Genomic DNA, 23498 nt, shown 5'->3' with positions numbered 1-23498 from the left:
GCCCTACGCCGCGGCTGTTACAGCGGCACCAAGGACACCGCCACCAGCAACAACAATCCGGCCATTCCGGCATCAAACGCCCGCCACCGTGCGGGCGAACTTAACCAGCGGGCCAGGCGGGGAGCGAAGCCCGTCAAGGCGCTGAACCACGCGAATGACGCCAAACACGCCCCCACCGTAAACCACAGAGGCTGCGCTTGCTGCGCGCCGACACTGCCAATCAGCACCACTGTATCCAAATACACATGGGGGTTCAGCAGGGTGATGCCCAAGGCCGTACCGGCGGTTTTCCAGCGGCTGTCGGGCGTATCTGCTCTGCTGACCTGCAATCCTGAAGTGCCCAACCACGCCCGTCGCGTGGCCTGCCAAGACAACCACAGCAGCAACGCAATACCCAACGCCGTCAGCACTGGCACCAAAGACGGCAGTAGCGCCTGCACCTGTTGAATGCCATACACGCCTAAAATGATTAAGCCTGCATCGCACAGGATACACACCATGGCGATCACCCCACGATGCCCGCCACGCATACTCTGGCTCAGTACCCACGCATTCTGCGCGCCAATCGCCACGATCAAACCAATGGCGACCACAAAGCCCGTTACTAATGACCACAACATACCCACCTCCTAATCAGTGCTAGAGCAGATTAACCGCAGGCGCTATCATTAATCCAACGCATAATGGTACTGTATCATTAGGAATACTTATGATTGATTATCGACTGTTACGGGCGCTGGCGGCCGTGCTGGAGCACGGAGGCTTTGAGCGCGCCGCCGCTCACCTGCACCTCACCCAATCGGCGATCAGCCAACGCGTCAAACAACTGGAGCACCAATTGGGTCAGCCGGTGTTGATTCGCAGCACACCGCCACGCGCGACGGAATTAGGGCAACGCCTGCACCATCATTGGCAACATGTGCAGTTGCTCGAGTCTGGTTTGGCATTGTCGGGCGACAGCACACCTTTGACGATCCGCATCGCGGTGAACGCCGACTCACTGGCCACGTGGCTACCCGCTGCCTTGGTGCTGTCAGAGTATCCCGACGTGTGCTTTGACGTTGTTGTGGAAGACCAAGCCGTAGGGTTACGCCGCATGCGCCAAGGCGACGTTATGGCCTGTCTGTGTGGTGCAGCTGAAGCGGTCAACGGTGGCAGGGCCGTCGCTGTAGGGAATCTGCGCTATCGCGCGGTGGCCAGTCCGGACTTTATTGCACGCCATAACCTGCGCCAGGACATCACGCGCTTAGCCCACGCGCCTTGTCTGGTATTTAACCGTGATGATCCCTTGCAACATCGTTTCTTGACAGACGTTGGAGCAGGCGCACCGCAACGGGTTCACTTGGTACCATCATCTGAAGGCTTCGTGCAAGCCGCTGTGGCGGGGTTAGGTTTTGGGATGATACCAGCGCTGCAAGTTGATCAATTGATCCAACAAGGCAGGCTGCGTGACGTGGTGCCGCTCTATCATTTGGATACCCCACTCTATTGGCATTATTGGGCCAGCGACAGCCCGGTTTTGGCGGCGTTGCGGCAGCGGGTATTGCAGGTAGCGCGGACCAAATTAGTCATTGAGCCTTGAGATCATCCGCCGTTATCCACACGCTGCCCACGTTCCACCAGAAACCGGCGCAAGGCTGCACCGGCCAAAACAACCACCACCAAACTCCCCACCATCACCGACACCCACTTCAGGGTCGTCATGGTGCTGGCCAATTGCACCCAAGCAGGGTGTTGCGCCGGGTACTGCCACAACAGGGCGACGATCAGGCCATTTTCGAAAAAATCCAGCACCACCGTGACCACTGGTATCCAATAGATGCGCCGAAACCACAAACGCTCGGGCCATGCGGTGTAACACAACCAAGTAAGAAGGAAATAGGCGAACAGGCCGTAGGTCAGCGGGTAGGCTGTGTCAGCGATCAGTTGAAAGCCAATATAAAAGCGCCGCCCGGCATCACCCAGGGCTTCCGCAATCTGATAAAACAATTCCGGAGAATAGCTGAGCATGACATCGTATGGCCCTAACCCACCGGAGTAGTCCGTGAGCCTTGCCGCCCCCCATGGCATGATCACGAAGGTGAATAGCAACACGTCTAAGGCAGCGATAAGCGTCCAGAACCGGTATGATAGATTTAGAAAGGTGGGGGCTGGGTGCATTTTTTCTCCGTTATGTTAAATCCTTTGCATGGGCTATCGGGCCTCATTTCTCACCTGATCCCACCCAACGACTTAGCTCTATTGACGCTGCTTTGTTGTCTTGTGTCAATGCATAGCTCATCGAGATGATTCACCCTATGATCCATACTGGCTAGAAAGGGACTCAATATGCTCACAACATTTGCCCGCGCCACGCTGGGCAGCCTGCGGGATCTGGCCCCCGTGGTGCTGGTGGTTCTGTTTTTCCAGATCATCGTCTTACAGCGCCCCCTGCCAGAACACATTGCTTTATCTGAGCTGCTATTAGGCCTAGTCTTCGTGGTGCTAGGCCTTACCCTGTTCATTCAGGGGTTGCAACTGGGGCTATTTCCCGTCGGTGAACACTTGGCGAAAGCCTTTGCGCAAAAAGGCTCGGCGTTTTGGTTGATGACGTTCGCCTTCGCGCTCGGATTCGGCACCACCATCGCCGAACCCGCCTTAATCGCGGTGGCGGGAAAGGCCGCTGAGGCTCTGGCGCTGGAAGGTTTAATTGCGAATGATGCTGCCGCCCACGCACGGTTTGCCTTGACCCTGCGCTTAACCGTTGCGGTGTCAGTAGGCTGCGCTGTGATGCTGGGCGTGCTACGCATACTGACCGGCTGGCCGTTGCATCTGTTGATCATTGGCGGCTACGCCGTCGTGCTGGTTTTGACGACACTGGCACCTGCCACGCTCATCGGCATAGCCTACGATTCAGGCGGTGTCACCACTTCCACCATTACCGTGCCCTTAGTCACGGCACTCGGCGTGGGGTTGTCGGCAGCGATCAAAGGACGCAACCCCATGTTGGATGGTTTCGGTTTGATCGCCTTTGCTTCGGTGATGCCCATTATTTTCGTGCTGGCGCTGGCCGTCATTCGTTTTTAAGGAGTCGTTATGCCGCTGTTGACTGTATTGCTTTCGACCCTGTTTGACCTGTTGCCCATCCTGGCGATTGTGTTTGTGATGCAATACGCCGTCATTCGCCGCCCCATGGTCCACCTGCCGCGCGTCCTGATGGGTTTTGTACTGGTGTTAGTGGGTCTCAGCTTATTTTTGCTGGGGCTGGAGATGGCGTTGTTTCCACTCGGTGAGTTGATGGCGGTGCAATTGTCGTCTGAAGAGTTCTTGCCACCGCTGAGCGAGGGAGCCACTCGTCACTGGCGCGATTTCTATTGGATCTACGCTTTTGCTTTCTTGATCGGCGCCAGCACCACCATCGCCGAGCCGGCATTGATCGCTGTATCCATGAAGGCCGGTGAGATATCCGGTGGCACCATTAACCCTTTCTCTTTGCGCATAGCCGTGGCTATAGGCATGGCCTTTGGTATCGCCTTAGGCACCTGGCGTATTGTGTCTGGCGTGCCCTTGGTATGGATGATCAGTGGTGCCTATGTACTGGTGGTGGTGCAAACCTTGCTGGCACCGCGCAACATCATTCCATTGGCGTTTGACTCTGGCGGAGTGACCACCTCAACCATCACCGTACCCATCATCGCCGCCCTAGGTTTAGGCCTGGCCAGCAACATCGAAGGCCGCAGTGCGTTGGCCGATGGCTTTGGCATGATTGCTTTAGCCTGCTTGTTCCCCATCATCAGTGTGATGGGCTACGCCCAAATAGCCCAATGGCGGTTTCGGCGCGACCGCGCACGCCGCCAGACTGCATACCCTAAAGGAGACTGATCCATGTCGTTCAAATTTTTAATCGCCTTTGTAGAAGACAGCCTGACCGACCCCATCATGGACGCCGCGCGCGATGCTGGTGCCACTGGCTGCACCGTCATCAACAATGCGCGTGGTGAAGGACTGCGTAAAACCCGCGGGATTTTCGGGCTGGAATTACAAGCCCAGCGTGATGTGTTGCTGTTTTTGGTCAACGAGTCGTTGGCCGATGCGGTGATGCAACGCATTGCCGAGGTCGGCCAGTTTGATGACACCCCCGGCACCGGCATTGTATTGCAGCTCGACGTTGAAAACGCCCTAGGAGTGAGCCATCAAATGCAGTCGTTACACGACAAGCGGTAAGGCTTGCCTTACCACATCAAGTCGTCAGGGATAGGGAAGTCCTTGTACGGATCGTCTTCATCCAACTGCTGCGCCGAAGGCTCGGCAACGAAGATCACCACATCCGGCGCACGCTCTGCAACCTTGTCGGCCACGTTGCGCGGTACGACCACGTAGCTGTCGTTGTCAGCACAGATCACCAACTGCCCGCGCGCCAACTGTTCTTGAATGGCCGCAGTAACATACATCTGTTTGATCTTGCGAGTGCGCGCGTCGGTAAAGCTGAAGCGCACATCGCCCGCTACCACTTGCTTGCTCTGCTGCAACATTTGTTTCACTTGCGCGCGAATCGCCTTGGCGCGTTCTTCCGCTACCCGCTGTTCGTTCAACTGGCGGTCACGCTCTGCTTTCTCGGCGCGCTGCTGCGCCAGTCGCTCTTGCGACGAGGTGTCTGCTTCAAGGTGACCTTTTAGCACTTGCTTCGTTTGTATGCGCTTTTCTTGCTTGGCCTGTTTGACCTTCTTTTTGTCGACCAAGCCAGCCCCTAAGAGCTGATCTGCGAGAGACTTTGCCATCCATCACGCCTTTTTAACTGAACTCATTTTAATGGCGGCTATACTGTCGCATTCAAGCCATAAATGCCAGCCAACCGGCTACCACTGCGCACTAGTTTGAACCCTTGGTAGAAGTAACCGGCAAAATGACTCGAAAGCTGGACCCTTTTTTTAGCTCACTGCGCACGGACAGACGGCCCTTGTGCTCTTCCACAATGGCTTTGCTGACAGAGAGGCCCAACCCACTGCCCTCACCAACTTCTCGTGTGGTGAAAAAGGGCTCAAAAATACGACTAACGTTTTCTTGCGGGATACCGGAGCCGTTGTCGTACACGGTGACCACCGCCATCCCTTTGCGCTCTTCAATCTTCACCTTCACCTTGCCATCATCATGATCAATCGACTGAATGGCATTGATGATTAGGCTCACAAAGACTTGATTCAAGCGCGACGAATTCCCCATCACCCACACGGGGCGAGGGGCCAAGTCATACTCCACTACGGCTTTGTACTTGAGATCCCCCAGCACCATTTTTTGTGCCGAGGCAATAACCTCACGCAAATCAAGCGGTCTGATTTCGCCAGTATCCGGTTGGGCGTATGTCTTAAGGCTGGACACAATTTCTTTTACGCGCCCTATGCCGACTTCAGTTTCAGCCATCAAATCCCCGAGATCGTCCAGCACGAAGTCCAGGTTAGATTCTTGTTTCAAACGCGCCATGGTTTTTTGTCGCACTTCGAAGTCCGGCTCCGCCATAGTGTGTTCGAGGCCCGAAATGTAGCTGCGCAGGCTGCTGATGTATTCGTTTAACGACTTGAAATTGCTGTACACAAAACTGAGCGGATTGTTAATTTCATGCGCCACACCGGCTGCCAGTTGACCGAGGGAGAGCATTTTTTCCGATTGCTGCAAGCTACGCTCGTAGAGCTCTTGCCGTGTACGCTCTTCAATATGCGCAATGGTCTTGCTCGCAAAGGCCGCAAAGGAGGCGAACAGCTCTACATGCTGCTGCTCAAAAGCGTCAGGTCGTGAGGAGCCCAACAATAGGGCGTATCGATTGTGGTCGGTGGCAATGGGTTGAATAAGGGCGGAACGTAACAGCGGCCACGTAGCGGAGTACTCCGCCACCCACGACGGAAATGCTCGAACATCAGGGACATACAACAATTTGTCTAATGAAAGCGCCGGATAGCGCGCACGACTCTCGTCCGGCAACAAGCCATCAATATTATCCGAGGAATCCGCGAGCAAAAGATAATTCGTCTCGGCAAGAGAGAACAAAAGGCAATAATCGTTAGGAACCATCTGATTGATGAGGGACTGAAACTCTGCGACCACGACGGTCACGTTGGTCGACAAAATCGCCGCTTGGCCATCCAAGAACACCTGCGAGGACGGTCGTTCCTCGCGCAATTGGGCGATCACCTGCTCTTGTTTCGCCAGTTGCTCACGCAAACGCTTCTCCGAGTCCACGCTCAAACACTCGGCAAAGGGTTAACTGCAGCAAAGAGGACGCCACCGGCGCTGAGGTTGAGCCTTAGCCCACTCATCGCTCGGCTCCGCACAGCTCTAGCGGTTGGTCTTTCGCACGCCCGGACAGCCATACATCCACCGTTCAAGTTTATTAACCCGTGTCATCCTCTTGGATAACCACTTGGGGCAACACACGTACATGCAGAACTTGGTCGTGCGACTGCTCGAATTCACGCAGTTTATTAATGCTCTTTGGGGTGAGCACAGTCCCCGTTGCCAGCAAGAGCATGTCGGCGAGGTTGAAGATGTCCTCATCCAACACCATCCCAGGCTCTAACTCGTCCAGCGTCCTCGTGTTCTCGTCTTTGTCTGCATTGAGCAGTTCTTTGATATCTATCTTCAGTACACGATCTACCAACTCGGGATCATATACGGTGCCACGGCCCAGACGGATTATTTTCTTCGCCTCTTTGGTAGAGGTATCAGTAAGACCACCGCTTTCCTTCAAGGTCGCGCAAAAGTCTCGCGCCACGGATACGATGCGCGCTTCCAACGGGATTGAGCTGCCTTGCAAGCCCTTCGGCAAACCGGCGCCGCTGAAGCGCTCATATTGCGCCTCTAAAACGCTACAAATAGGGTCCAAGTGCGGCGCAGGCGACATAATCGTGCGGGCAATCTGCGGGTGCGTATAGAACCGCGCTCGTTCCGCCGTGCTCATTTGCAAAACGGGCTTTATCGCCACGTCGTACTCCAAACCCAGCACCCCAATTTGGGACAACAGTCCCGACAACGCCAGATTTTCCAGGCGTTCGCCTTCTAGCCCTAACTCTTGGCCAATAATCCGGCACAGTCCGCTCACTAATTGCGCCTGCCGGCCATCGACCGCCGGGTTGAGGTTTATGATGTTGTACAGCACATTCAACGTCGCACTGTAGCTCGTCTGAACGCTCTCGTTTACGCGTTTGAGTTTCTTAATGGCCTTACTCAACTGCTGGGTACGCACCGCTACGCGCTCTTCCAACGACTCGTTGAACGTCCGCAACTGCTTGTTTTGGTGAGCGACTTTCGCAGTTAGCCGCTTGTTTTCGTCGGCCATGCGAGAAATAGCCACGCCTTCATCCACCACCGCCACCAGTTGTTCATTCACCCACGGCTTAGCAACATACCGGTGAATACGCCCTTCGTTCACGGCGGCCACGGTCGATGAAATATCCGAATAGCCGGTCAACAACACACGGTAGGTATCCGGCCGCGCCTTCGCCGCAGCCGCCAAAAACTCGGCCCCGTTCATGCCGGGCATGCGCATATCACTCATGATCAGGTCTACCTTGTTATCTTTCAGGTACACCAGCGCCGCCTCACCACTCGGCATTACCTCGACGTCCAAACCTCTGGGCACAAACAAGCGACGCAACGACTTGAGGATGCTCTCCTCATCATCAACGAACAGCACCTTAGGCGCAGGCAAAGCCTCATCGTTCACTGTCATGGAACCCTCCTTCTAGATTAATTAGGGCACCAACGCCCTCCGACCGTATAAGCGCAAACTTCAAATCCTTAACCTCGTGCGCTGAGAGCGCGAAAAAGGGTGCGATAAAAATAGAGCCCACTCTCTCTACAGCGTAGTTGAGATCGGGCATGAATTCACACTTTCAGGAGCAGCTTGTCCCATTTCCGAGGTAACACCACCCGGCTCAATGAGACATTTACACTTATAAAATGGGACAATATACATACATCTCCCTCAGGCCAGCCGATACCTCTGCTATACTGCGCGGCGAACAAGTTGTCTCAAAAAATGCAACACCAAAAGTGCCATGAAACATAGCACGTTCCTGCACCCATCAATACCTGCGCAGCACTAGGGAGCAATCACAATGACCGCAACGGTCTTCTCCATCATGGTCGTAGACGACGACAAGATGTTCACCAACTCTATTCGTCGCACGCTGAACAGGCTAAAGCCCGAATGGCACTTCACCTTGCTCACCAGCCCTTTGGAGGCGCAACAGCGTCTGGAACAGGGTGAGTCGCCCCATGTACTGCTGACCGACCTCCTGATGCCTCGCCTAAATGGAGCTGAACTGTTGGCCCATGCTCATATACATTCGCCACTCACTTTGCGCGCCTTACTGACCGGATTCAACGACGAAAAAGTGCTGACGCACAACAAAGGTGTAGTCCATTTCTTGTTAGCCAAACCGTTTACCGACGACGACATTCTGCATTTGTTGGACAGTACGGAATCGTTAGCGAACCTGCCGTTGACCCTTGAAACCCGCACCAAGCTCGGGCGCCTGCGTGACCTCCCGATATTGCCTGCCATCTACAACAAGCTCTGCACGCTACTAAAGTCTCCGGATGCCGGTCTAGAGGACATGGCCAGGTTGATTGAGCAAGACGCTTATCTCAGCGGCAGGTTTTTGCAGATTGCCAATTCGCCGTTCTTAGGGTTTTCCCGCAGCACGTTGTCGGTGCTTGAGGCCGCGAACAGGCTGGGCGCTCGCTTGATCTGCTCAATGGTGCTGGCCTTACAGTCGCACCAGCAATTGCAGTCGCTGATTTCGCCTGCGGTGCATAAGTCGATTGCCGACGCCGCTTTTATGCAAGCCAACCTGAGCAGAAAGATGGCTGCGTATGCCAATATGGGTCAAAAAGCAGCCGACCAAGTTTACATGGCCAGCCTACTCGGATCGTTGGGGCGACTGATGACATCGACCGAGAGCAACCAAGCCCTACTCGCGGACGCGACACCCGAGTCCTTCGCGACGGACGCCATCGTCACCGCTTACTTGCTCACACTGTGGGGCTTTGACTCTAGCCTGTGCCAGCTCATTCTGGAGCAGAGTGCCGGCGACACCACAGCACTGAAGTCGGACAGCGCGGCGCTCGTCGCCTGTGCCGGGTTCGTCTCTAAGGGCGAGAGCCCACCGAAAGATCTGTTGGCCAGAAGCGTGAACGAGACCTCTATAGCGTCGCTATTGCAACACGCATCCTAATTGGCTTGCAGCTTACTGTTCGACGCCTTCCGGTAACTTACGATAATCCACCGGCAACGTCAGCGTGAACTCCGTACCCTTGCCCAACTCACTGGCCACCTCAATGGTACCTTGGTGCGCCTTAATAATGCTGTACGACACCGACAAACCCAGCCCCGTGCCGGAGCCCACTTCTTTTGTGGTAAAGAAGGGTTCAAACAAGCGGTTCATATGGTCGGGCTCAATCCCGGTGCCGGTGTCCTTAACCCCCAGCTTCACGTAATCATCGCCGCTGCGTTGCAAGCTGATACGAATCTCGCCTTTGCCCTCCATCGCTTGGCTGGCATTGATCAACAAGTTCAACACCACCTGATTCAATTGCATAGGCTGACAATAGATCTCGGGCACGTCCGGCGCAAAATCACGTATAACATCGATCGAATACTTGATCTGGTTGTTCACAATTTTCAATGTAGACTCAATACCCGCCACCAAGTTAGCCATCGCCCAGTCGGAATTATCGATGTGGGAAAAGTCTTTTAAACTCGTCACAATCGACATGACGCGTTCTGAACCTTCCTGCGACTCTTGAATCAAATCAATTGAATCCGTCCGCATGAACGCCAGTTGAGTGGCTTCGTACAGCGCATCTCGCGCTTTTAACATCTCAGGCGTGGCCACGTCGCTCAACAACTTATCCAACCCGTCAATCACCTCGTGGTACTTGTGGAGGTAGTGTTGCAGGCTCTGTACGTTGGAGGTAATAAAGCCTAACGGGTTATTGATTTCATGTGCGATACCCGCCGCCAACTGGCCAATAGAGGCCATTTTTTCCGACTGCATCAATTGACCGCGCGTATCTTCCAGCTTGGTAATCAGTACCTTTTGCGCCGCGTGTTCCTTTTGCAATTCATCTTTTAGGCGCTGTAATTCCAAATGCTGACTGGCTTGCAAGGTCACATCGTAAACGCACAAACAGGCCAATAATCCACCGACGTCGCCATCGGATATCGGAATAATCTCTAAATTCTGGTACATCAGCTCTTCGTCACCGGACACGGGTCGCGAGCTTTTGAAGGGAAACACATGCGGCCGCTGTTCCCAGTACGAAAAACTGGGCGACTCAATCACAAATACGGTATCGATCTTACGTTTAAGGTAGTCCGAAATCTCCGGATACAGTTCAAGCACACTCATGCCAACGATTTTATCCAACTTCATCCCTGCCCGAGTGCAGTACGACCGATTGGCGAACAGCACGCTATACTCCGCATCTACAATGCAGACGGCAAAGGACAACTGGTCTAAAAAGAGACGAGAGGCTTCATCACTTATCACATTTTATCCTTCCAAAAGTTGATCAAGATGCGACAGCATCTGCTCCAGTCCATTGTCCGCTAAACACACCACCGTTCTGGCTTCAAACTCGGCTTGGTCTACTAAAAACACAATTTCTATCCACAAGGCCAAATGCCATTGGTCAATCGGCACCGCTTGCAACGAGGGCTTAAACAACATTGGCGGGCTTATTTGCGTCACCAGATCCAGCTGCTTCGTAAAGCCTTGCAAACTGGCACCCGACAAGATAATGGAGATGTCCAACAACGACTCTTCCATCAAGCTCAGGCATGGTGAGATCTAAGAAAATCACCTCAGCACTACCCGCTTCGTACGCGACCAACGCCTCATTAACCTTATAATGGCTTCTTCTCTGCCTTTACATGGCAGCAGTCGAAGAACCATTCTATCCTTAAGTCTAGCTCAGGACGCTGCTGTTCACCGATGTTTGTTACTTTACGGAGCTTGCTAGCTAAATAACCCAAGTTTGAACATACGATCACGGTATAACTCTAGAAAATTAATTGTGATGCAGATCACACTTTCTTGACTATCTAGTCACATGGATCATACTAATCATTAGATTTGTCTAAATCGTTGATCAAAATTCATCTATTTGACACGACGGTTTTTTGTAAGCCTACTATGGCAAAAGGAACACTGCACAATGCGCAAGAACCTGCCGGTTACTGACCACGAACGCACATTTAAACCTTCCGAACGACTGGTATCTACTACCGACCTGAAAGGTAAGATCACCCATTGCAACGATGCGTTCGTCGACATCAGCGGCTTTACACGCGAGGAGTTAATTGGCAGCCCACACAACATCGTGCGCCACCCGGATATGCCGCCCCAGGCCTACGAGGTAATGTGGGAACATTTAAAAGCGGGCAAGCCGTGGATGGGGTTGGTTAAAAACCGCAGTAAAAACGGTGACTTTTACTGGGTAGATGCTTATGTCACGCCAGTTACTGAACAAGGTCGCGTCATCGGGTATGAGTCTGTGCGCTCTTGCCCGCGTAGGGAAGACATAGCGCGCGCAGAGAAACTGTATCGGAGCATAAATGCTCGCGGCGTGCGTGTGCGCCCGGCGTGGCAAAAGCCAAAACTCATGCTGCCACTAGCCGCCAGTCTGCTGTTTTTGGCCCTACTCATCACCACCACACCAACATTGGCATTAACCATTGGCCTCGTCAGTGCGGTCGCCTTTAGTATTTGGGCACAATGGCAACAAAACACATTGTCTAAGAAACTCTCGGCACTCACCGAGCACGCTTACAAGCACCCGCTGGCAGTCAGTTCTTATACAGACGACTCCGGTGTCAGTGGTGCACTGCAAGTAGCTTTGCTCAGTGAGCAGGCACACCTAAGAACCGTGTTAACGCGCATTGAGGACGCCGCCTACCGCGTCAAGACAAGTTCAGACGACGGATTGCTGATGTCACGCGAGTCGACCCAAGTCATAGAACAACAGCAGCAAGAGACTGATCAGGTAGCTGCAGCCATGAATGAAATGACGGCGACCATCAATGAAGTAGCTGGCCATGTACAGCAGACCGCACAGAGCGCATCAGAGTCCAATCAACTGGCTCGCAATGGGCGCAAGGTTGCGGTCAGCACGCGGCAAGCCATTGAGCATCTGCGTGACACAGTCGCCAACATCAGTAATTCAGTATCCGAGCTGTCCGAACAAACCTTGTTAATTACTAAAGCCGCCCAGATGATCGAGCAGATCGCCGATCAAACCAACTTGCTGGCGTTAAACGCTGCTATTGAAGCAGCGCGGGCTGGCGAGCAGGGTCGGGGTTTTGCCGTCGTAGCCGACGAGGTGCGCCAACTCGCGCAACGCACTCAAGGCTCGACTCAGGAAATTCAGACCATTATTAAAGACTTAACCGCCAAAGCCAAAGTTGCTGTCTCTACGGCGGACAGTGGCAAGTCCGATGCAGAAAACGGTTTAAGCCAAGTAGTGGAAACCGAAAGTATGTTGATGGGTATATCGGATGCAGTACAAAGCATCACTGACATGGCCACTCAAATGGCCGCAGCGGTAGAGGAACAGTCACAAGTGGCAGAAGACATCAATAAACAAGTAGTGAGTATCGCCGGCATGGCCGGAGATAGCATGGGTAAAGCCAATGCAGCGTCAGACAGTGTGTTACACATTCAGGAAGTGGCGGCAAATCTAAACGAGATAGTGCTGCGCTTCCAAAGGTAAACCATGAACAACTCAGCAAAAAGCAATATCGACAGTCTCTACGGTGCACTCGTAGAGGCAGCGGTCGATGGCATCATCACCATTGACGAACAAGGCATTATTCATTCGTTCAACCAAGCGGCAGAAAAACTGTTTGGCTATAAGCGCGATGAAGTCATTGGGCAGAGCGTGAATGCATTAATGCCCCGACACTATGCTGAGCAACACGATGAATACATTGAAAACTACCTGAAAGGCTACAAAGCAAAAATCATTGGCATCGGACGTGACGTCCCCGGTCAGCGTCAAGACGGCAGCCTATTCCCCATGCACCTATCCGTGGGCGAAGCATTAACCGACAGTGGACGTATGTTCATCGGCGTTTGCCATGATTTGACCGGAGAGAAAAAACTCCTGTTGCAGCTGGCTCGTGCTGAAAAGCGCTTCAAAGACATTGTGCAAAACCAAAAAGAAATGATTTGTCGCTTGGATGAGCACCTCCGATTGTCTTTTGTGAATCAAAGCAGTGTTGACGGATTAGGCTCTGCAGAGAGTGAACTTATTGGGAAGAACTTTCTAGATCTTATTGACGAAAACCAGCGCGCCTTTGCCCAGCGCTCACTGAACGCCTTATTCGAAGCCGGAGAGGGTGTCGAAGAGCTTGGTCTGTTGCTCAACATGAGCGGGACTGCTCCTGACAGAACGATCGACTGGACCTTTAGCGCCCTTAAGGTTTCAGAAGAATTTGGGGTAGAAATTCAAGGCTATGGATTGGATGTCACTGACCGCGAAGCGGCCATGGAGCGCGCCCAGTATTTGATGTCCCATGACCAGCTAACCGGCCTGCTGAATCGACAAGCTTTGTTGCATCGTTTTAGCAAACAAACCAAACGACACGAAACTTACGCCGTGTTGTACTTCGACTGCAATCATTTTGGACTGATCAACCAAAAATTTGGTCATGACCTAGGCGATCAGTTGCTGTTGATCGCCGCCCAGCGACTCAACAGCACACTGCCGGACAACGCCTTGATAGCTCGTCCGGGAGGTGATGATTTTATCGTCGTTTATCCTGTTGAACACAGCAGCGATACTGCTGTGATGGCTGCAGCAGTCATTGAAGAGCTACAAGAACCCTATCAATTAGGTGAACACCTGCTGACGGTGCGGGGGCGAGTCGGCATCGCGCATTACCCACATGATGGTGCTGATATTGACACAGTGATTCGCATGGCCGAGTCGGCTATCTTTTACAGAGATCGTTTGGTTGACGGATTGGGGTTTTACAACCCTCAGCAACAGCAAACCTTAATGCGTACCTTAGACATCGAGCAACGATTGCGCATTGCGCTGGACCTAGCACAGCTGGAAGTCTATCTGCAGCCCAAGTTTACCCTTGCTGACAGCAAGCTGGCTGGCTACGAAGCACTGCTGCGCTGGCATGATGGCACAGTGTTCGTATCACCCGGCGAATTCATCCCCATTGCTGAAAGCATGGGGTTAGGTCCGGAGTTGGACCGCTATGTACTTGAGCATGTCTGCGAGGCACTCGTTACCGCACAAAAGGCGGGACTCAGTATCAAGCCCATCGCAATTAATATCACCATGCGTCATTTCGGTCATGCCGATTTTTGTGATTTTCTGTTTTCTTGTTTACAGAAAGCGAATCTGACAACAACACTGATCGAACTGGAGATCACCGAAGGTGTGTTGATGGACCGCGAAGACAAAACACAAGACAACTTGCGCACACTGCGCGATCGGGGTATTCGAGTGAACATAGATGACTTCGGTACCGGCTATTCTTCACTGAGTTATTTGGCCGATTTACCTGTCGATGTCCTCAAAATTGACCGAGTATTTGTCGAAGGCTTAAACACCGCCAAAGGGCTGAGACTGGTCGAAGGTATTATTGCCATGGCCGATGCAATGCAATTAGATGTGGTGGCCGAGGGCATTGAGACTCAAGAACAAGTGAACATACTGAAATCACTGGACTGCCGGGTAGGTCAAGGCTTCTTTTTGGGCAAACCCCAACCCATTATGACTGCACTCAACATCCCTAAACCCTGAGGCTCAACAACGCACGCTGAAAGCCTGGTCCAGCGTGCGTATATGCTTTTGCCGTTCTGCATTCGTCATCCACGCGCCATCAAAGCCATTGCGAACTAAATCATAGAGGTGGCTGTGCGTCAGCGGCAGGTGTGCTATCAACGCACGATAGTTGTCGTTCACATAGCCACCGAAATACGCTGGATCATCGGAGTTCACAGTCGCTTTCAGGCCGCGTTTCAGCATATCTAGAATGGGGTGTTGGGCCATGTCGTCGACCACGCAAAGCTTAAGGTTCGATAACGGGCAGACGGTCAATGTGAGCTTGCGCTCAACCAGTTCCGCCACCAGCGCTTCGTCTTCCAATGCGCGGTTACCGTGGTCAATTCGATCCACTCCTATGCCGTCTATAGCCTGCCAGACGTAGTCTGGTGGTCCTTCTTCTCCGGCATGCGCCGTCAGTCTTAAGCCCAGGTCGCGGCAACGCGCAAACACCCGGGCGAACTTTTCAGGCGGATGACCTTTTTCTGAAGAATCCAAGCCAACGGCGTCAATACGGCCCAAAAAGGGCTCGGCTTCACGCAGTGTGTCAAAAGCGCTTTCTTCAGACAGATGGCGCAGAAAAGACATGATCAACCGATAGCTGATCTCCATTTGCCGCTCGCCATCACGCAACGCACGTTCGATGCCGTTAAACACCGTTTCGAAGGCGATACCGCGCTCAAGGTGCCCTTGCGGATCGAACATGACTTCTGTATGCACCACGTTGTCGGCGTGAATGCGCTGCAAGTACGCCATGGTGAGGTCGTAGAAGTCTTGCTCGGTTTGCAGGACTGACATGCCTTGGTAGTAAAGATCGAGGAATTCTTGCAGGTTGCTGAACTGGTAGGCGGCGCGCACGGCTTCAACACTGTCGTACGGCAGTGCCACCCCGTTGCGCTGCGCCAGTGCGAACATGAGTTCGGGTTCCAAGCTGCCTTCAATGTGCAGGTGCAATTCAACTTTGGGGACACGCTCCGCCAGGGCTATGAGTTCTGCTGTCATGATTCCTCCGCGAGTATTATTGTGCTTATGCGGTGCTATTTGGAGTCTGTGCTGCGACGCCGCCAATCCCGATAGCGTGAATGCACGCCGCGTGTGAACATGGTCGAATAATTTTCCAGCATATCCACGCCGTACAGCACGGCCACCAGCAGCAGCGACAGTTTGATGGCTGTCAAGGATTCACCCACGGCCACTACCACGCCCAACGCCGCCAAGCCCCAAATCACTGCCGCCGAGGTGACGCCCAGTACTGTGCCATCTTTGGTCATCATCACCCCAGCGCCCAGAAAGCCGACGCCCGTTACCACTTGGCCGATGATGCGTGACGGGTCGGTAAATTCAGTAGCAACGGAAGACGCCGCCACGACAAAGAAGTAGGTGCCGAGCACGATCAGCGACGATGTACGAATACCCACCGGCTTACCGCGCAACTGCCGCTCAAGCCCAATCACCAAGCCACACAGCAACGCTGCGCCAATATCAAACCAATGAAAAGGCTCAATCGACAGCACAGAGTTCATAGTTTAGTACTGCACCGGTGGCTTACGACGTGCGCTTTTCACGGCTTTATTCACCGCGCGCTTGTCTTTCCAGCCTTCGAAGCGGATCTGCAGATTTTGCAACCAGCTGATGAGTTTGTGCGCTTCCTGACGCTGGGTCAGTAGTTTGGGAAGTGGCTTAGCCATGATGTCCTCTGTGTTGATAAAATTTGAGGGCGTTGTGCACCCCGATTACGGTATTTCTAATGCTGCCAGTTGCAACGCACTGGCCATTTCAGGCGCTTTACCGATACGACGCACCTGCATAAACAAAGCCTCTGCTTCAGGATAGCCTATCTGGAGGTAATTCAACCACTGCTTGATGCGGCTGGGCATATAACGCTCTCGACCTTCCGTACGGTCACGTTCACCCAACGCCATTACCTCAGCCAGTACCTGTTGCCACGGCATAGGCGACGCCTGCCCTCGTAAGACATTGGCAAGGTTGGGCACCGCCAAGGCGCCACGGCCAATCATCACCGCCTGCACTCCGCTTTCCTGTTGGCAGCGCGCGTAGTCGCTAGCATTCCAGACTTCGCCGTTGGCGACAATAGGGATGTCCAGTCGGTCCACAATTGGCGCAATGAGAGGCCAGTATGCCGGGGGTTTGTAGCCATCTTTGCGCGTGCGCGCATGAATGACGATCTCGGCGGCACCCCCGGCTTGCAGCGCCAGGGCATTGTCGAGCGCCAAATCCGTGTCATCAAAACCCAAGCGCATCTTGGCGGTGACCGGAAGCTGCGCAGGCACGGCCGCACGCACGGCGGATACGATCTCATAAAGGGTATCGGGTTCGGTTAACAGAATCGCGCCGCCGCGACTGCGATTCACTGTTTTGGCGGGGCAGCCAAAGTTCAGGTCGACACCGGGCGAACCGAGCTCAACCGCCCGTGCTGCATTCGCCGCCATGGCTTCCGGATTATTTCCCAACAGTTGCAGCCGCACCGGCGTGCCAGAAGGCGTACGAGCGCCGTGTGCCAGTTCAGGACACAAGCGGTAAAACACCTTGCTGGGCAGCAATTCATCGACAATACGCAGGAATTCGGTGACGCAAAGGTCGAAGCCACCTTGGCGGGTGATGATGTCGCGCATGGTCGCGTCCATCACCCCCTCCATGGGGGCCAGATAGAGCCTGTCAGCACGAGTAGAAGAAGCAGGAAGCATCCAAAACCTCGGAGGTGAAAAGGAGTTTTTGGGTCAGAACTCTTTGTGATCGTACTCTTCTAGTTCAGCAATAATATCCTCAAGCTGAGCACGCCCCGCTTTGTTCAGAATATTACCGCGACTGTTACCGCTGTACTGCTCATCCAACTTTTCACAGCGGAAGCGTACGCTTTCTAAGAACTCGTCATAGCGGATCTGCACCGACAAGAAGGTCCGCCATTCCATATCGTGCGCGTCGCCCGCCAGCACTTTCTTCAGCAAGCTGAGAATCTGGTCCCGGTCGACCTGATAAATAGGTGACTTGCCCTTATTCATAAAGAACAACACCCATACCATGCCGACCAGGCACCCTATGCCTGCGAGCGTCGCCAGTGCTTCCATCAGTGCTGTGCCGCCCAAGCCCGTGCGTTGCGGAACATCCGCATCCACGCGCCGTCTTCAGCCCATTCTTCCGGTGCCCACGAACTGGTCACGGCACGGAATACGCGCTCCGGGTGCGGCATCATAATGGTCACACGGCCATCGGCCGAGCACAGACCGGTAATGCCCTTCGGTGAACCGTTCGGGTTAAACGGATACTGCTCGGTGTGCTTGCCGTAGTTGTCGACCCAGCGCAGCGCCACCGTACCGCTGTCCAGTGCGGCTTGCACGGCATCGGCATCAGCGAATTCCGCGCGGCCTTCACCGTGCGCCACAGCGATGGGCATGCGCGAACCGGCCATCCCTTGCAAGAAGATCGACGGGCTCTCTTCCACCTTCACCATCACGGTACGGGCTTCAAACTGCTCACTTTCGTTGCGCACAAAATGCGGCCAATGCTCGGTACCGGGAATGATTTCATGCAGGTTCGACAGCATCTGACAACCGTTACACACACCCAAAGCAAAGGTTTCAGGCCGTGCAAAAAACTCGGTGAACGCCTGGCGGGCCGAAGCATTGAACAAGATGGACTTCGCCCAACCTTCACCTGCCCCCAACACGTCACCGTACGAGAACCCACCACACGCCACCAAACCTTGGAACGATGCCAGGTTTACACGACCCGACAAGATGTCGCTCATGTGTACGTCTTCGGTCAGGAAGCCCGCACGATCAAAGGCCGCCGCCATTTCAATTTGGCCGTTCACGCCCTGCTCGCGCAGAATCGCAACTCGCGGTCGGTCACCTTTGATCGCGGCAGTGATGTCTTCACTGGGGTCGTATGTCAGGCGAGCGTGCAATCCGGGATTGGCGGCATCCAACAGCGCATCAAATTCGCTCTTCGCACAGTCGGCGTTGTCGCGCAGCGCTTGCATGCGGTAACTGGTTTCCCACCACCAGCGCAGATACTGCGTGCGGGTGTTCACCAACACCTCTTCACCACGGGCAAAGAAGCGCACTTGGTCGTCTTCGTTCAACTCACCCAGCTGGTGTACGCACTCGGCCAAACCGGCGTCAGCGAAGGCCGCCAACACGGAGCCCGCATCAGCCTTGCGCACTTGCAATACAGCGCCCAGCTCTTCACTGAACAGCTGGCCGACCAATCCGGTTTCTGAATGCGCTGCATCCGCCGCCGTCAGTGCTGAATCGAGGTTGATGTCGATGCCGGTGCGGCCCGCAAAAGCCATTTCCACCACGGTGGCAAACAAACCACCGTCGGCACGGTCGTGATAAGCCAATACTTGGTCGTCTTCCAGCAGGTTCTGCATGACGTCAAAGAAGGCTTTCAAATCGCTCGGCTGGTCGAGGTCAGCCGGTGTATTACCGACACGACGGAACACCTGAGTTAACGCACTGGCCCCTAAACGGTTGCGGCCACGGCCCAAGTCCACCAACAGCAATTGGGTGTCTTCTTGCTCGACCACCAATTGCGGCGTAACGGTTTTACGTACATCCAATACGGGCGCCACACCGGTCATGATCAACGACACCGGAGACACCACAGACTTGGCATTGCCCTTGTCTTCCCACTGGGTTTTCATCGACATGGAGTCTTTGCCCACCGGAATGGTAATTCCCAGTGCGGGACACAGCTCCATACCCACGGCTTTTACCGTTTCATACAAGGCTTGGTCTTCACCGGGGTGGCCAGCGGCCGCCATCCAGTTGGCGCTCATTTTAATGTCGCCCAGTTTGCGAATGCGCGTAGAGGCCAAGTTGGTGATCACTTCGCCCACGGCCAAGCGACCTGAAGCGGCTGGGTTCAAAATAGCCACCGGGGTACGCTCACCCATCGCCATGGCTTCACCGGTGTAGCTGGTGTAACCCGTGGTGGTGACGGCGGCGTTGGCCACGGGAATCTGCCACGGGCCGACCATTTGGTCACGCGCCACGGTGCCGGTGATAGAGCGGTCACCAATGGTGATCAAAAAGCTCTTACCCGCTACGGCTGGCAATTTCAGCACGCGCTCGGCGGCTTCGGTTATATCGATCTTCTGCTTAAAAGACTCTGACGGACGCGTTTGGGTTTCGTAAGAGCGCTGCATACGCGGCGGCTTGCCCAGCAGAACGCTCAGGGGCATATCGACCGGTGTATTTCTGAAATACGGGTCAGTTACACGCAACTGCTGTTCTTCAGTCGCCTCACCCACCACTGCAAAGGGGCAACGCTCACGTTCACAAATGGCAGCGAATTGCTCCAATTGTGCAGGCATGACCGCCAATACATAACGCTCTTGCGACTCGTTGCTCCAAATCGCCAACGGCGACATGCCCGGCTCGTCGTTCGGCACTTTGCGCAGATCGAACAAACCACCGCGTCCGCCGTCATTCACAAGTTCTGGCAAGGCGTTCGACAAGCCACCGGCGCCCACGTCGTGAATGAACACCAAGGGGTTCTTATCGCCCAACTGCCAGCAACGGTCGATGACTTCTTGGCAGCGGCGTTCCATTTCCGGGTTGCCGCGCTGTACCGAAGCGAAGTCTAAATTCTCGCTGCCCGAGCCCGACGCCATGGAAGACGCCGCACCACCACCCAAACCAATCTGCATGGCCGGGCCACCGAGCACGATCAACTGTGCGCCAACGGGAATGTTGTCCCACGCTTTATCCACGTGTTCAGGCTTGATGTTGCCGTAACCACCGGCAATCATGATCGGCTTATGGTAGCCCCACACTTGCTCGCCGGTTACGCTAGGCGCTTCCATCTCAAAGGTACGGAAATAACCGACCAGATTCGGGCGCCCGAATTCGTTATTGAACGCCGCGCCGCCCAATGGGCCTTCCAGCATGATGTCCAATGCGGTAACGATGCGACCCGGCTTGCCGTATCGGCTTTCCCACGGCTGCTCGAAACCGGGGATCTTAAGGTCACTGACGGTAAAGCCCGTCAACGCAGCTTTGGGCTTACCACCCAGACCTGTGGCGCCTTCGTCTCGAATTTCGCCACCAGCGCCGGTCGCCGCACCCGGAAACGGCGAAATGGCCGTTGGGTGGTTGTGCGTTTCCACCTTGATCAGGATGTGCGTCATTTCTTCGTGGTAGCCGTATTCGCGGCTGATCGGGTCCGGGTAGAAACGACCCGCGCTGAAGCCGCCAATAACGGCCGCGTTGTCTTGGTACGCGGAATACACGTCTTCGTGGTAGCACTCGTAGGTATGCTTGATCATCTTAAACAACGAATGGCTCTGCGCTTCGCCGTCCACCTGCCATTCGGCGTTGAATATCTTGTGCCGACAGTGCTCGGAGTTCGCTTGCGCAAACATCATCAACTCTACGTCGGTCGGGTTGCGCTGCATCCGTTGGTAGTTATGCAACAGGTAGTCGACTTCGTCGTCCGCCAACGCCAAGCCCAACTCCAAGTTAGCGGTGTCCAGTGCCGCTCGCCCACCGTCCAAGATGTCTACATGACCCAAGGGCGCAGGTTCAGCGGTCGTAAACAGCGCACTGGCTGAGTCGAATTCCGGCAGCACCACTTCCATCATGCGGTCGTGCAACAGCCCTTCCACTTTCGCTCGTTCCGCGTCGGTCAGGCCTTTTTCTGTTTGCACGTAATACGCCACACCACGCTCGATACGACGAACTTGGTTCAAGCCGCAATTGTGCACGATATCCGTGGCCTTCGACGACCACGGCGAGATAGTCCCGGCGCGCGGCACCACCAACAGCAACTCACCTGCGGTTTCTTCTACCGGCACACTGGGCCCGTATTTCAGCAACTTATCTAACACCTGACGACCGGCATCATCCATCGCCTCGCTCAGATGGGCAAAGTGCGCATATTCTGCGTAAACCGCCGTGACGGCAGGGACACTTTCCTGCACAGTACGCAACAATTTTTGGCGACGGAATTGCGAAAGTACGGGAGCACCGCGAAGAACCAACATAGGGCGTAAAACCTCTGTTCAGGAAAGAAGGAAATCAGCCAATGGGTGCCCGTGTCGTGGATGGTTTACACCAAGAACGTCGGACAGTGATCGAAAAATGCACTAACTGATTGAACGGCGCGTATAATACTCAAAACTCGAGCAACTTTCATCGCTAGCATGCATATTCTGAAGCGACAACGCTATTTAAAACGTGGACTGCGCTGGGCATTCGTCTTAACGCTCGCGAGCACGCTATTCTGGCTGGGCTTTACTCGCCTGTCATACTTAGACACCGTACAACGAGATGGCGTGTTAAAAGCCGTAGTAATGAACGACCCACGGCACTTCAATCCGCAAACTTCTACCTTTGAAGTCACCTTCGCTCGGGCGTTTGCCAATCATTTAGGCGTAGAGCTGCAACTGCACACCGTCGACTCTTTTGATGATATGCAAAAAGCCCTGCGCCTCGGCTTCGCCGACATGGCCATTGGCGGTTTGGGCATTCCTGACGCACCAACAGATATATACGGTTACTCGCGCCCCTATATGGAAGCCCTGCAACAGGTGGTGTACAAACGCACAACCGTGCGTTCACCAGAAGACCTACCGGGGCTGAAGGGCGCTGTCAGAGTGGGAGGCGCCCAATATCGTGCAGCACAGACTCTTAAGCAGGAGTACCCGGATTTAGACTTGGTGCCTTTAGCCGTAAATACCGATGAACTGATCAAACGCCTAGCCCAAGGCGAGTTCGACTACGCCGTTATCGACTCGAACGACCACGCTTTCTACCAACCCTTTTACCCCAACTTGCGCCACGCCTTCGACATCACCGAGCCACGGCCCGTTGGCTGGATGTTCCGCGCCGACCGCGACACCTCGCTGCGTGACGCCGCCGACGACTTTATCAACACCCAAGAACAGTCCGGCCAGCTGCATTTAGTGCTCGACCGTTATTTCGGCCACCTGCGCGAATTCGACTACGTTGGCATCCGCCTGTTTGAGCGCCACGTAACCTCGCGCTTGCCCGCTCTGTTGGATGATTTTCAGGGCGCTGCCGATCAATACGGTCTGGACTGGCGACTACTCGCAGCGGTGGGTTATCAGGAATCGCATTGGCGGCCACGCGCCGTATCACCCACCGGAGTGCGCGGCGTTATGATGCTCACCCTGCGCACCGCGGGCGACCTGGGTGTCACCAACCGCCTAAACCCCACGCAGAGTATTTACGGCGGTGCGCAATACCTCGCCGCCATGCATTCTCGTGTACCCGAACGCATCACCGACCCCGACCGCATGTGGTTTGCCCTAGCGGCTTACAACGTCGGCATGGGACACTTGGAAGACGCACGCCGTATAGCCGAACGGCTGGGCCATAATCCGGATTATTGGATAGAAGTTCGAGAAGTATTGCCGTATCTGCGCGACCCTGACTACTACCGCTTCACACGCTTTGGGTTTGCACGCGGCGACGAACCCGTGATCTACGTACAGAACATTCGTCGTTACTATGACTTGTTGCGTTGGATGTTTCCTACCGATGGAGAGTTGAACGGCGCCAGCCCGGAATTACAGCCCGGCGTACCGGGCATATCGTTACCGCCGCTGTTGTAGCGGCGGTAGAGTCAATTATTTGCCGTTGCCTCCCCGGTTCAGCCGACCCGTATTACAAAAAGAGACATACTTCCGG

The 23498-nt window shown here is 54.5% G+C and carries 21 protein-coding genes; 8 read left to right on the top strand and 13 right to left on the bottom strand.

Annotation, left to right across the window (positions count from 1 at the left end; all coding sequences use genetic code 11):
- Positions 1-17 precede the first annotated feature (17 nt).
- The gene (locus tag NFC81_RS03355; protein WP_304996126.1) at positions 18-620 is read right to left on the bottom strand and encodes a LysE family transporter; all 603 of its coding nucleotides are present in this window, start codon (positions 618-620) and stop codon (positions 18-20) included.
- An 89-nt stretch (positions 621-709) separates the two neighbouring features.
- Between NFC81_RS03355 and NFC81_RS03350 the strand changes: the two genes are divergently transcribed.
- The gene (locus tag NFC81_RS03350) at positions 710-1582 is read left to right on the top strand and encodes a LysR family transcriptional regulator ArgP (protein ID WP_304996125.1); all 873 of its coding nucleotides are present in this window, start codon (positions 710-712) and stop codon (positions 1580-1582) included.
- A gap of 2 nt (positions 1583-1584) precedes the next feature.
- Here the strand turns inward: NFC81_RS03350 and NFC81_RS03345 are convergent, their stop codons facing one another.
- Positions 1585-2160 carry a hypothetical protein gene (locus tag NFC81_RS03345; protein WP_304996124.1) on the bottom strand — a complete coding sequence of 192 codons (576 nt, stop codon included), beginning with the start codon at positions 2158-2160 and terminating at the stop codon, positions 1585-1587.
- 168 nt (positions 2161-2328) lie between these two features.
- Here NFC81_RS03345 and NFC81_RS03340 point away from each other — a divergent pair, with 168 nt between their 5' ends.
- Genes NFC81_RS03340 through NFC81_RS03330 form a run of 3 tightly spaced genes read left to right on the top strand, consistent with a single transcriptional unit; the run spans position 2329 to position 4203 of the window.
- Positions 2329-3066, top strand: a complete 738-nt coding sequence (locus NFC81_RS03340; protein WP_304996123.1) for a DUF1538 domain-containing protein — start codon at positions 2329-2331, stop codon at positions 3064-3066.
- A 9-nt stretch (positions 3067-3075) separates the two neighbouring features.
- Positions 3076-3861 (top strand): DUF1538 domain-containing protein, encoded by a 786-nt coding sequence (locus tag NFC81_RS03335; RefSeq protein ID WP_304996122.1) that lies wholly within the window; start codon positions 3076-3078, stop codon positions 3859-3861.
- 3 nt (positions 3862-3864) lie between these two features.
- The gene (locus tag NFC81_RS03330; protein WP_304996121.1) at positions 3865-4203 is read left to right on the top strand and encodes a P-II family nitrogen regulator; all 339 of its coding nucleotides are present in this window, start codon (positions 3865-3867) and stop codon (positions 4201-4203) included.
- Positions 4204-4211: 8 nt separating this feature from the next.
- Here NFC81_RS03330 and NFC81_RS03325 read toward each other — a convergent pair whose 3' ends face one another.
- The 3 genes from NFC81_RS03325 to NFC81_RS03315 form a co-directional block, all read right to left on the bottom strand.
- Positions 4212-4757 (bottom strand): DUF2058 domain-containing protein, encoded by a 546-nt coding sequence (locus tag NFC81_RS03325; protein WP_304996120.1) that lies wholly within the window; start codon positions 4755-4757, stop codon positions 4212-4214.
- 91 nt (positions 4758-4848) lie between these two features.
- On the bottom strand, positions 4849-6210 hold the full coding sequence (locus NFC81_RS03320; protein WP_304996119.1) for an ATP-binding protein: 1362 nt from the start codon (positions 6208-6210) through the stop codon (positions 4849-4851).
- A gap of 151 nt (positions 6211-6361) precedes the next feature.
- Complete coding sequence (locus NFC81_RS03315; RefSeq protein WP_304996118.1) at positions 6362-7699, bottom strand: HD domain-containing phosphohydrolase; 1338 nt, start codon at positions 7697-7699, stop codon at positions 6362-6364.
- A gap of 388 nt (positions 7700-8087) precedes the next feature.
- Here NFC81_RS03315 and NFC81_RS03310 point away from each other — a divergent pair, with 388 nt between their 5' ends.
- Positions 8088-9209, top strand: a complete 1122-nt coding sequence (locus NFC81_RS03310) for an HDOD domain-containing protein (protein ID WP_304996117.1) — start codon at positions 8088-8090, stop codon at positions 9207-9209.
- 12 nt (positions 9210-9221) lie between these two features.
- Here the strand turns inward: NFC81_RS03310 and NFC81_RS03305 are convergent, their stop codons facing one another.
- Positions 9222-10526, bottom strand: a complete 1305-nt coding sequence (locus tag NFC81_RS03305) for an ATP-binding protein (protein ID WP_304996116.1) — start codon at positions 10524-10526, stop codon at positions 9222-9224.
- Between the two features lie 3 nt (positions 10527-10529).
- Positions 10530-10805 carry a hypothetical protein gene (locus tag NFC81_RS03300; protein ID WP_304996115.1) on the bottom strand — a complete coding sequence of 92 codons (276 nt, stop codon included), beginning with the start codon at positions 10803-10805 and terminating at the stop codon, positions 10530-10532.
- Between the two features lie 388 nt (positions 10806-11193).
- On the opposite strand from NFC81_RS03300, the gene NFC81_RS03295 reads away from it, so the two are divergent.
- Positions 11194-12747, top strand: coding sequence for a PAS domain-containing methyl-accepting chemotaxis protein (locus NFC81_RS03295; protein ID WP_304996114.1), 1554 nt, complete (start codon positions 11194-11196; stop codon positions 12745-12747).
- 3 nt (positions 12748-12750) lie between these two features.
- On the top strand, positions 12751-14799 hold the full coding sequence (locus tag NFC81_RS03290; RefSeq protein ID WP_304996113.1) for an EAL domain-containing protein: 2049 nt from the start codon (positions 12751-12753) through the stop codon (positions 14797-14799).
- Positions 14800-14802: 3 nt separating this feature from the next.
- On the opposite strand, the gene NFC81_RS03285 is transcribed toward NFC81_RS03290, so the two are convergent.
- The 6 genes from NFC81_RS03285 to purL form a co-directional block, all read right to left on the bottom strand.
- Positions 14803-15822 (bottom strand): adenosine deaminase, encoded by a 1020-nt coding sequence (locus tag NFC81_RS03285; protein ID WP_304996112.1) that lies wholly within the window; start codon positions 15820-15822, stop codon positions 14803-14805.
- Positions 15823-15857: 35 nt separating this feature from the next.
- Positions 15858-16343 carry an MgtC/SapB family protein gene (locus NFC81_RS03280; RefSeq protein WP_304996111.1) on the bottom strand — a complete coding sequence of 162 codons (486 nt, stop codon included), beginning with the start codon at positions 16341-16343 and terminating at the stop codon, positions 15858-15860.
- A 3-nt stretch (positions 16344-16346) separates the two neighbouring features.
- Positions 16347-16508, bottom strand: coding sequence for a hypothetical protein (locus tag NFC81_RS03275; protein WP_304996110.1), 162 nt, complete (start codon positions 16506-16508; stop codon positions 16347-16349).
- A gap of 45 nt (positions 16509-16553) precedes the next feature.
- Positions 16554-17477: a tRNA-dihydrouridine synthase gene (locus NFC81_RS03270; protein ID WP_304997008.1), complete on the bottom strand. Its 924-nt coding sequence runs from the start codon at positions 17475-17477 to the stop codon at positions 16554-16556.
- Positions 17478-17558: 81 nt separating this feature from the next.
- A complete protein-coding gene (locus tag NFC81_RS03265; RefSeq protein ID WP_304996109.1) occupies positions 17559-17954 on the bottom strand; it encodes a hypothetical protein in 396 nt (131 codons plus the stop codon).
- Complete coding sequence (gene purL, locus NFC81_RS03260; RefSeq protein WP_304996108.1) at positions 17906-21829, bottom strand: phosphoribosylformylglycinamidine synthase; 3924 nt, start codon at positions 21827-21829, stop codon at positions 17906-17908. The genes NFC81_RS03265 and purL overlap by 49 nt, the downstream gene beginning before the upstream one ends.
- A 159-nt stretch (positions 21830-21988) precedes the next feature.
- Between purL and mltF the strand changes: the two genes are divergently transcribed.
- Positions 21989-23422, top strand: a complete 1434-nt coding sequence (gene mltF / locus NFC81_RS03255) for a membrane-bound lytic murein transglycosylase MltF (protein WP_304996107.1) — start codon at positions 21989-21991, stop codon at positions 23420-23422.
- The last annotated feature ends 76 nt before the right edge of the window (positions 23423-23498 follow it).

The sequence above is a fragment of the Salinispirillum sp. LH 10-3-1 genome (genome assembly GCF_030643825.1).
Taxonomy (GTDB): domain Bacteria; phylum Pseudomonadota; class Gammaproteobacteria; order Pseudomonadales; family Natronospirillaceae; genus Salinispirillum.
This window is presented reverse-complemented; position numbering and strand designations above follow the sequence as displayed.

What these genes read in the sequence shown, in the direction of transcription:
- NFC81_RS03340 (WP_304996123.1), top strand. Translation starts at nt 2,329, where the DNA reads ATGCTCACAACATTTGCCCGCGCCACGCTGGGCAGCCTGCGGGATCTG.
- NFC81_RS03270 (WP_304997008.1), bottom strand. Translation starts at nt 17,477, where the DNA reads ATGGAGGGGGTGATGGACGCGACCATGCGCGACATCATCACCCGCCAA.
- NFC81_RS03325 (WP_304996120.1), bottom strand. Translation starts at nt 4,757, where the DNA reads ATGGCAAAGTCTCTCGCAGATCAGCTCTTAGGGGCTGGCTTGGTCGAC.
- mltF (WP_304996107.1), top strand. Translation starts at nt 21,989, where the DNA reads ATGCATATTCTGAAGCGACAACGCTATTTAAAACGTGGACTGCGCTGG.
- NFC81_RS03275 (WP_304996110.1), bottom strand. Translation starts at nt 16,508, where the DNA reads ATGGCTAAGCCACTTCCCAAACTACTGACCCAGCGTCAGGAAGCGCAC.
- NFC81_RS03335 (WP_304996122.1), top strand. Translation starts at nt 3,076, where the DNA reads ATGCCGCTGTTGACTGTATTGCTTTCGACCCTGTTTGACCTGTTGCCC.
- NFC81_RS03285 (WP_304996112.1), bottom strand. Translation starts at nt 15,822, where the DNA reads ATGACAGCAGAACTCATAGCCCTGGCGGAGCGTGTCCCCAAAGTTGAA.
- NFC81_RS03350 (WP_304996125.1), top strand. Translation starts at nt 710, where the DNA reads ATGATTGATTATCGACTGTTACGGGCGCTGGCGGCCGTGCTGGAGCAC.
- NFC81_RS03295 (WP_304996114.1), top strand. Translation starts at nt 11,194, where the DNA reads ATGCGCAAGAACCTGCCGGTTACTGACCACGAACGCACATTTAAACCT.
- NFC81_RS03315 (WP_304996118.1), bottom strand. Translation starts at nt 7,699, where the DNA reads ATGACAGTGAACGATGAGGCTTTGCCTGCGCCTAAGGTGCTGTTCGTT.
- NFC81_RS03280 (WP_304996111.1), bottom strand. Translation starts at nt 16,343, where the DNA reads ATGAACTCTGTGCTGTCGATTGAGCCTTTTCATTGGTTTGATATTGGC.
- NFC81_RS03300 (WP_304996115.1), bottom strand. Translation starts at nt 10,805, where the DNA reads ATGGAAGAGTCGTTGTTGGACATCTCCATTATCTTGTCGGGTGCCAGT.
- NFC81_RS03290 (WP_304996113.1), top strand. Translation starts at nt 12,751, where the DNA reads ATGAACAACTCAGCAAAAAGCAATATCGACAGTCTCTACGGTGCACTC.
- NFC81_RS03345 (WP_304996124.1), bottom strand. Translation starts at nt 2,160, where the DNA reads ATGCACCCAGCCCCCACCTTTCTAAATCTATCATACCGGTTCTGGACG.
- NFC81_RS03355 (WP_304996126.1), bottom strand. Translation starts at nt 620, where the DNA reads ATGTTGTGGTCATTAGTAACGGGCTTTGTGGTCGCCATTGGTTTGATC.
- NFC81_RS03310 (WP_304996117.1), top strand. Translation starts at nt 8,088, where the DNA reads ATGACCGCAACGGTCTTCTCCATCATGGTCGTAGACGACGACAAGATG.
- NFC81_RS03330 (WP_304996121.1), top strand. Translation starts at nt 3,865, where the DNA reads ATGTCGTTCAAATTTTTAATCGCCTTTGTAGAAGACAGCCTGACCGAC.
- purL (WP_304996108.1), bottom strand. Translation starts at nt 21,829, where the DNA reads ATGTTGGTTCTTCGCGGTGCTCCCGTACTTTCGCAATTCCGTCGCCAA.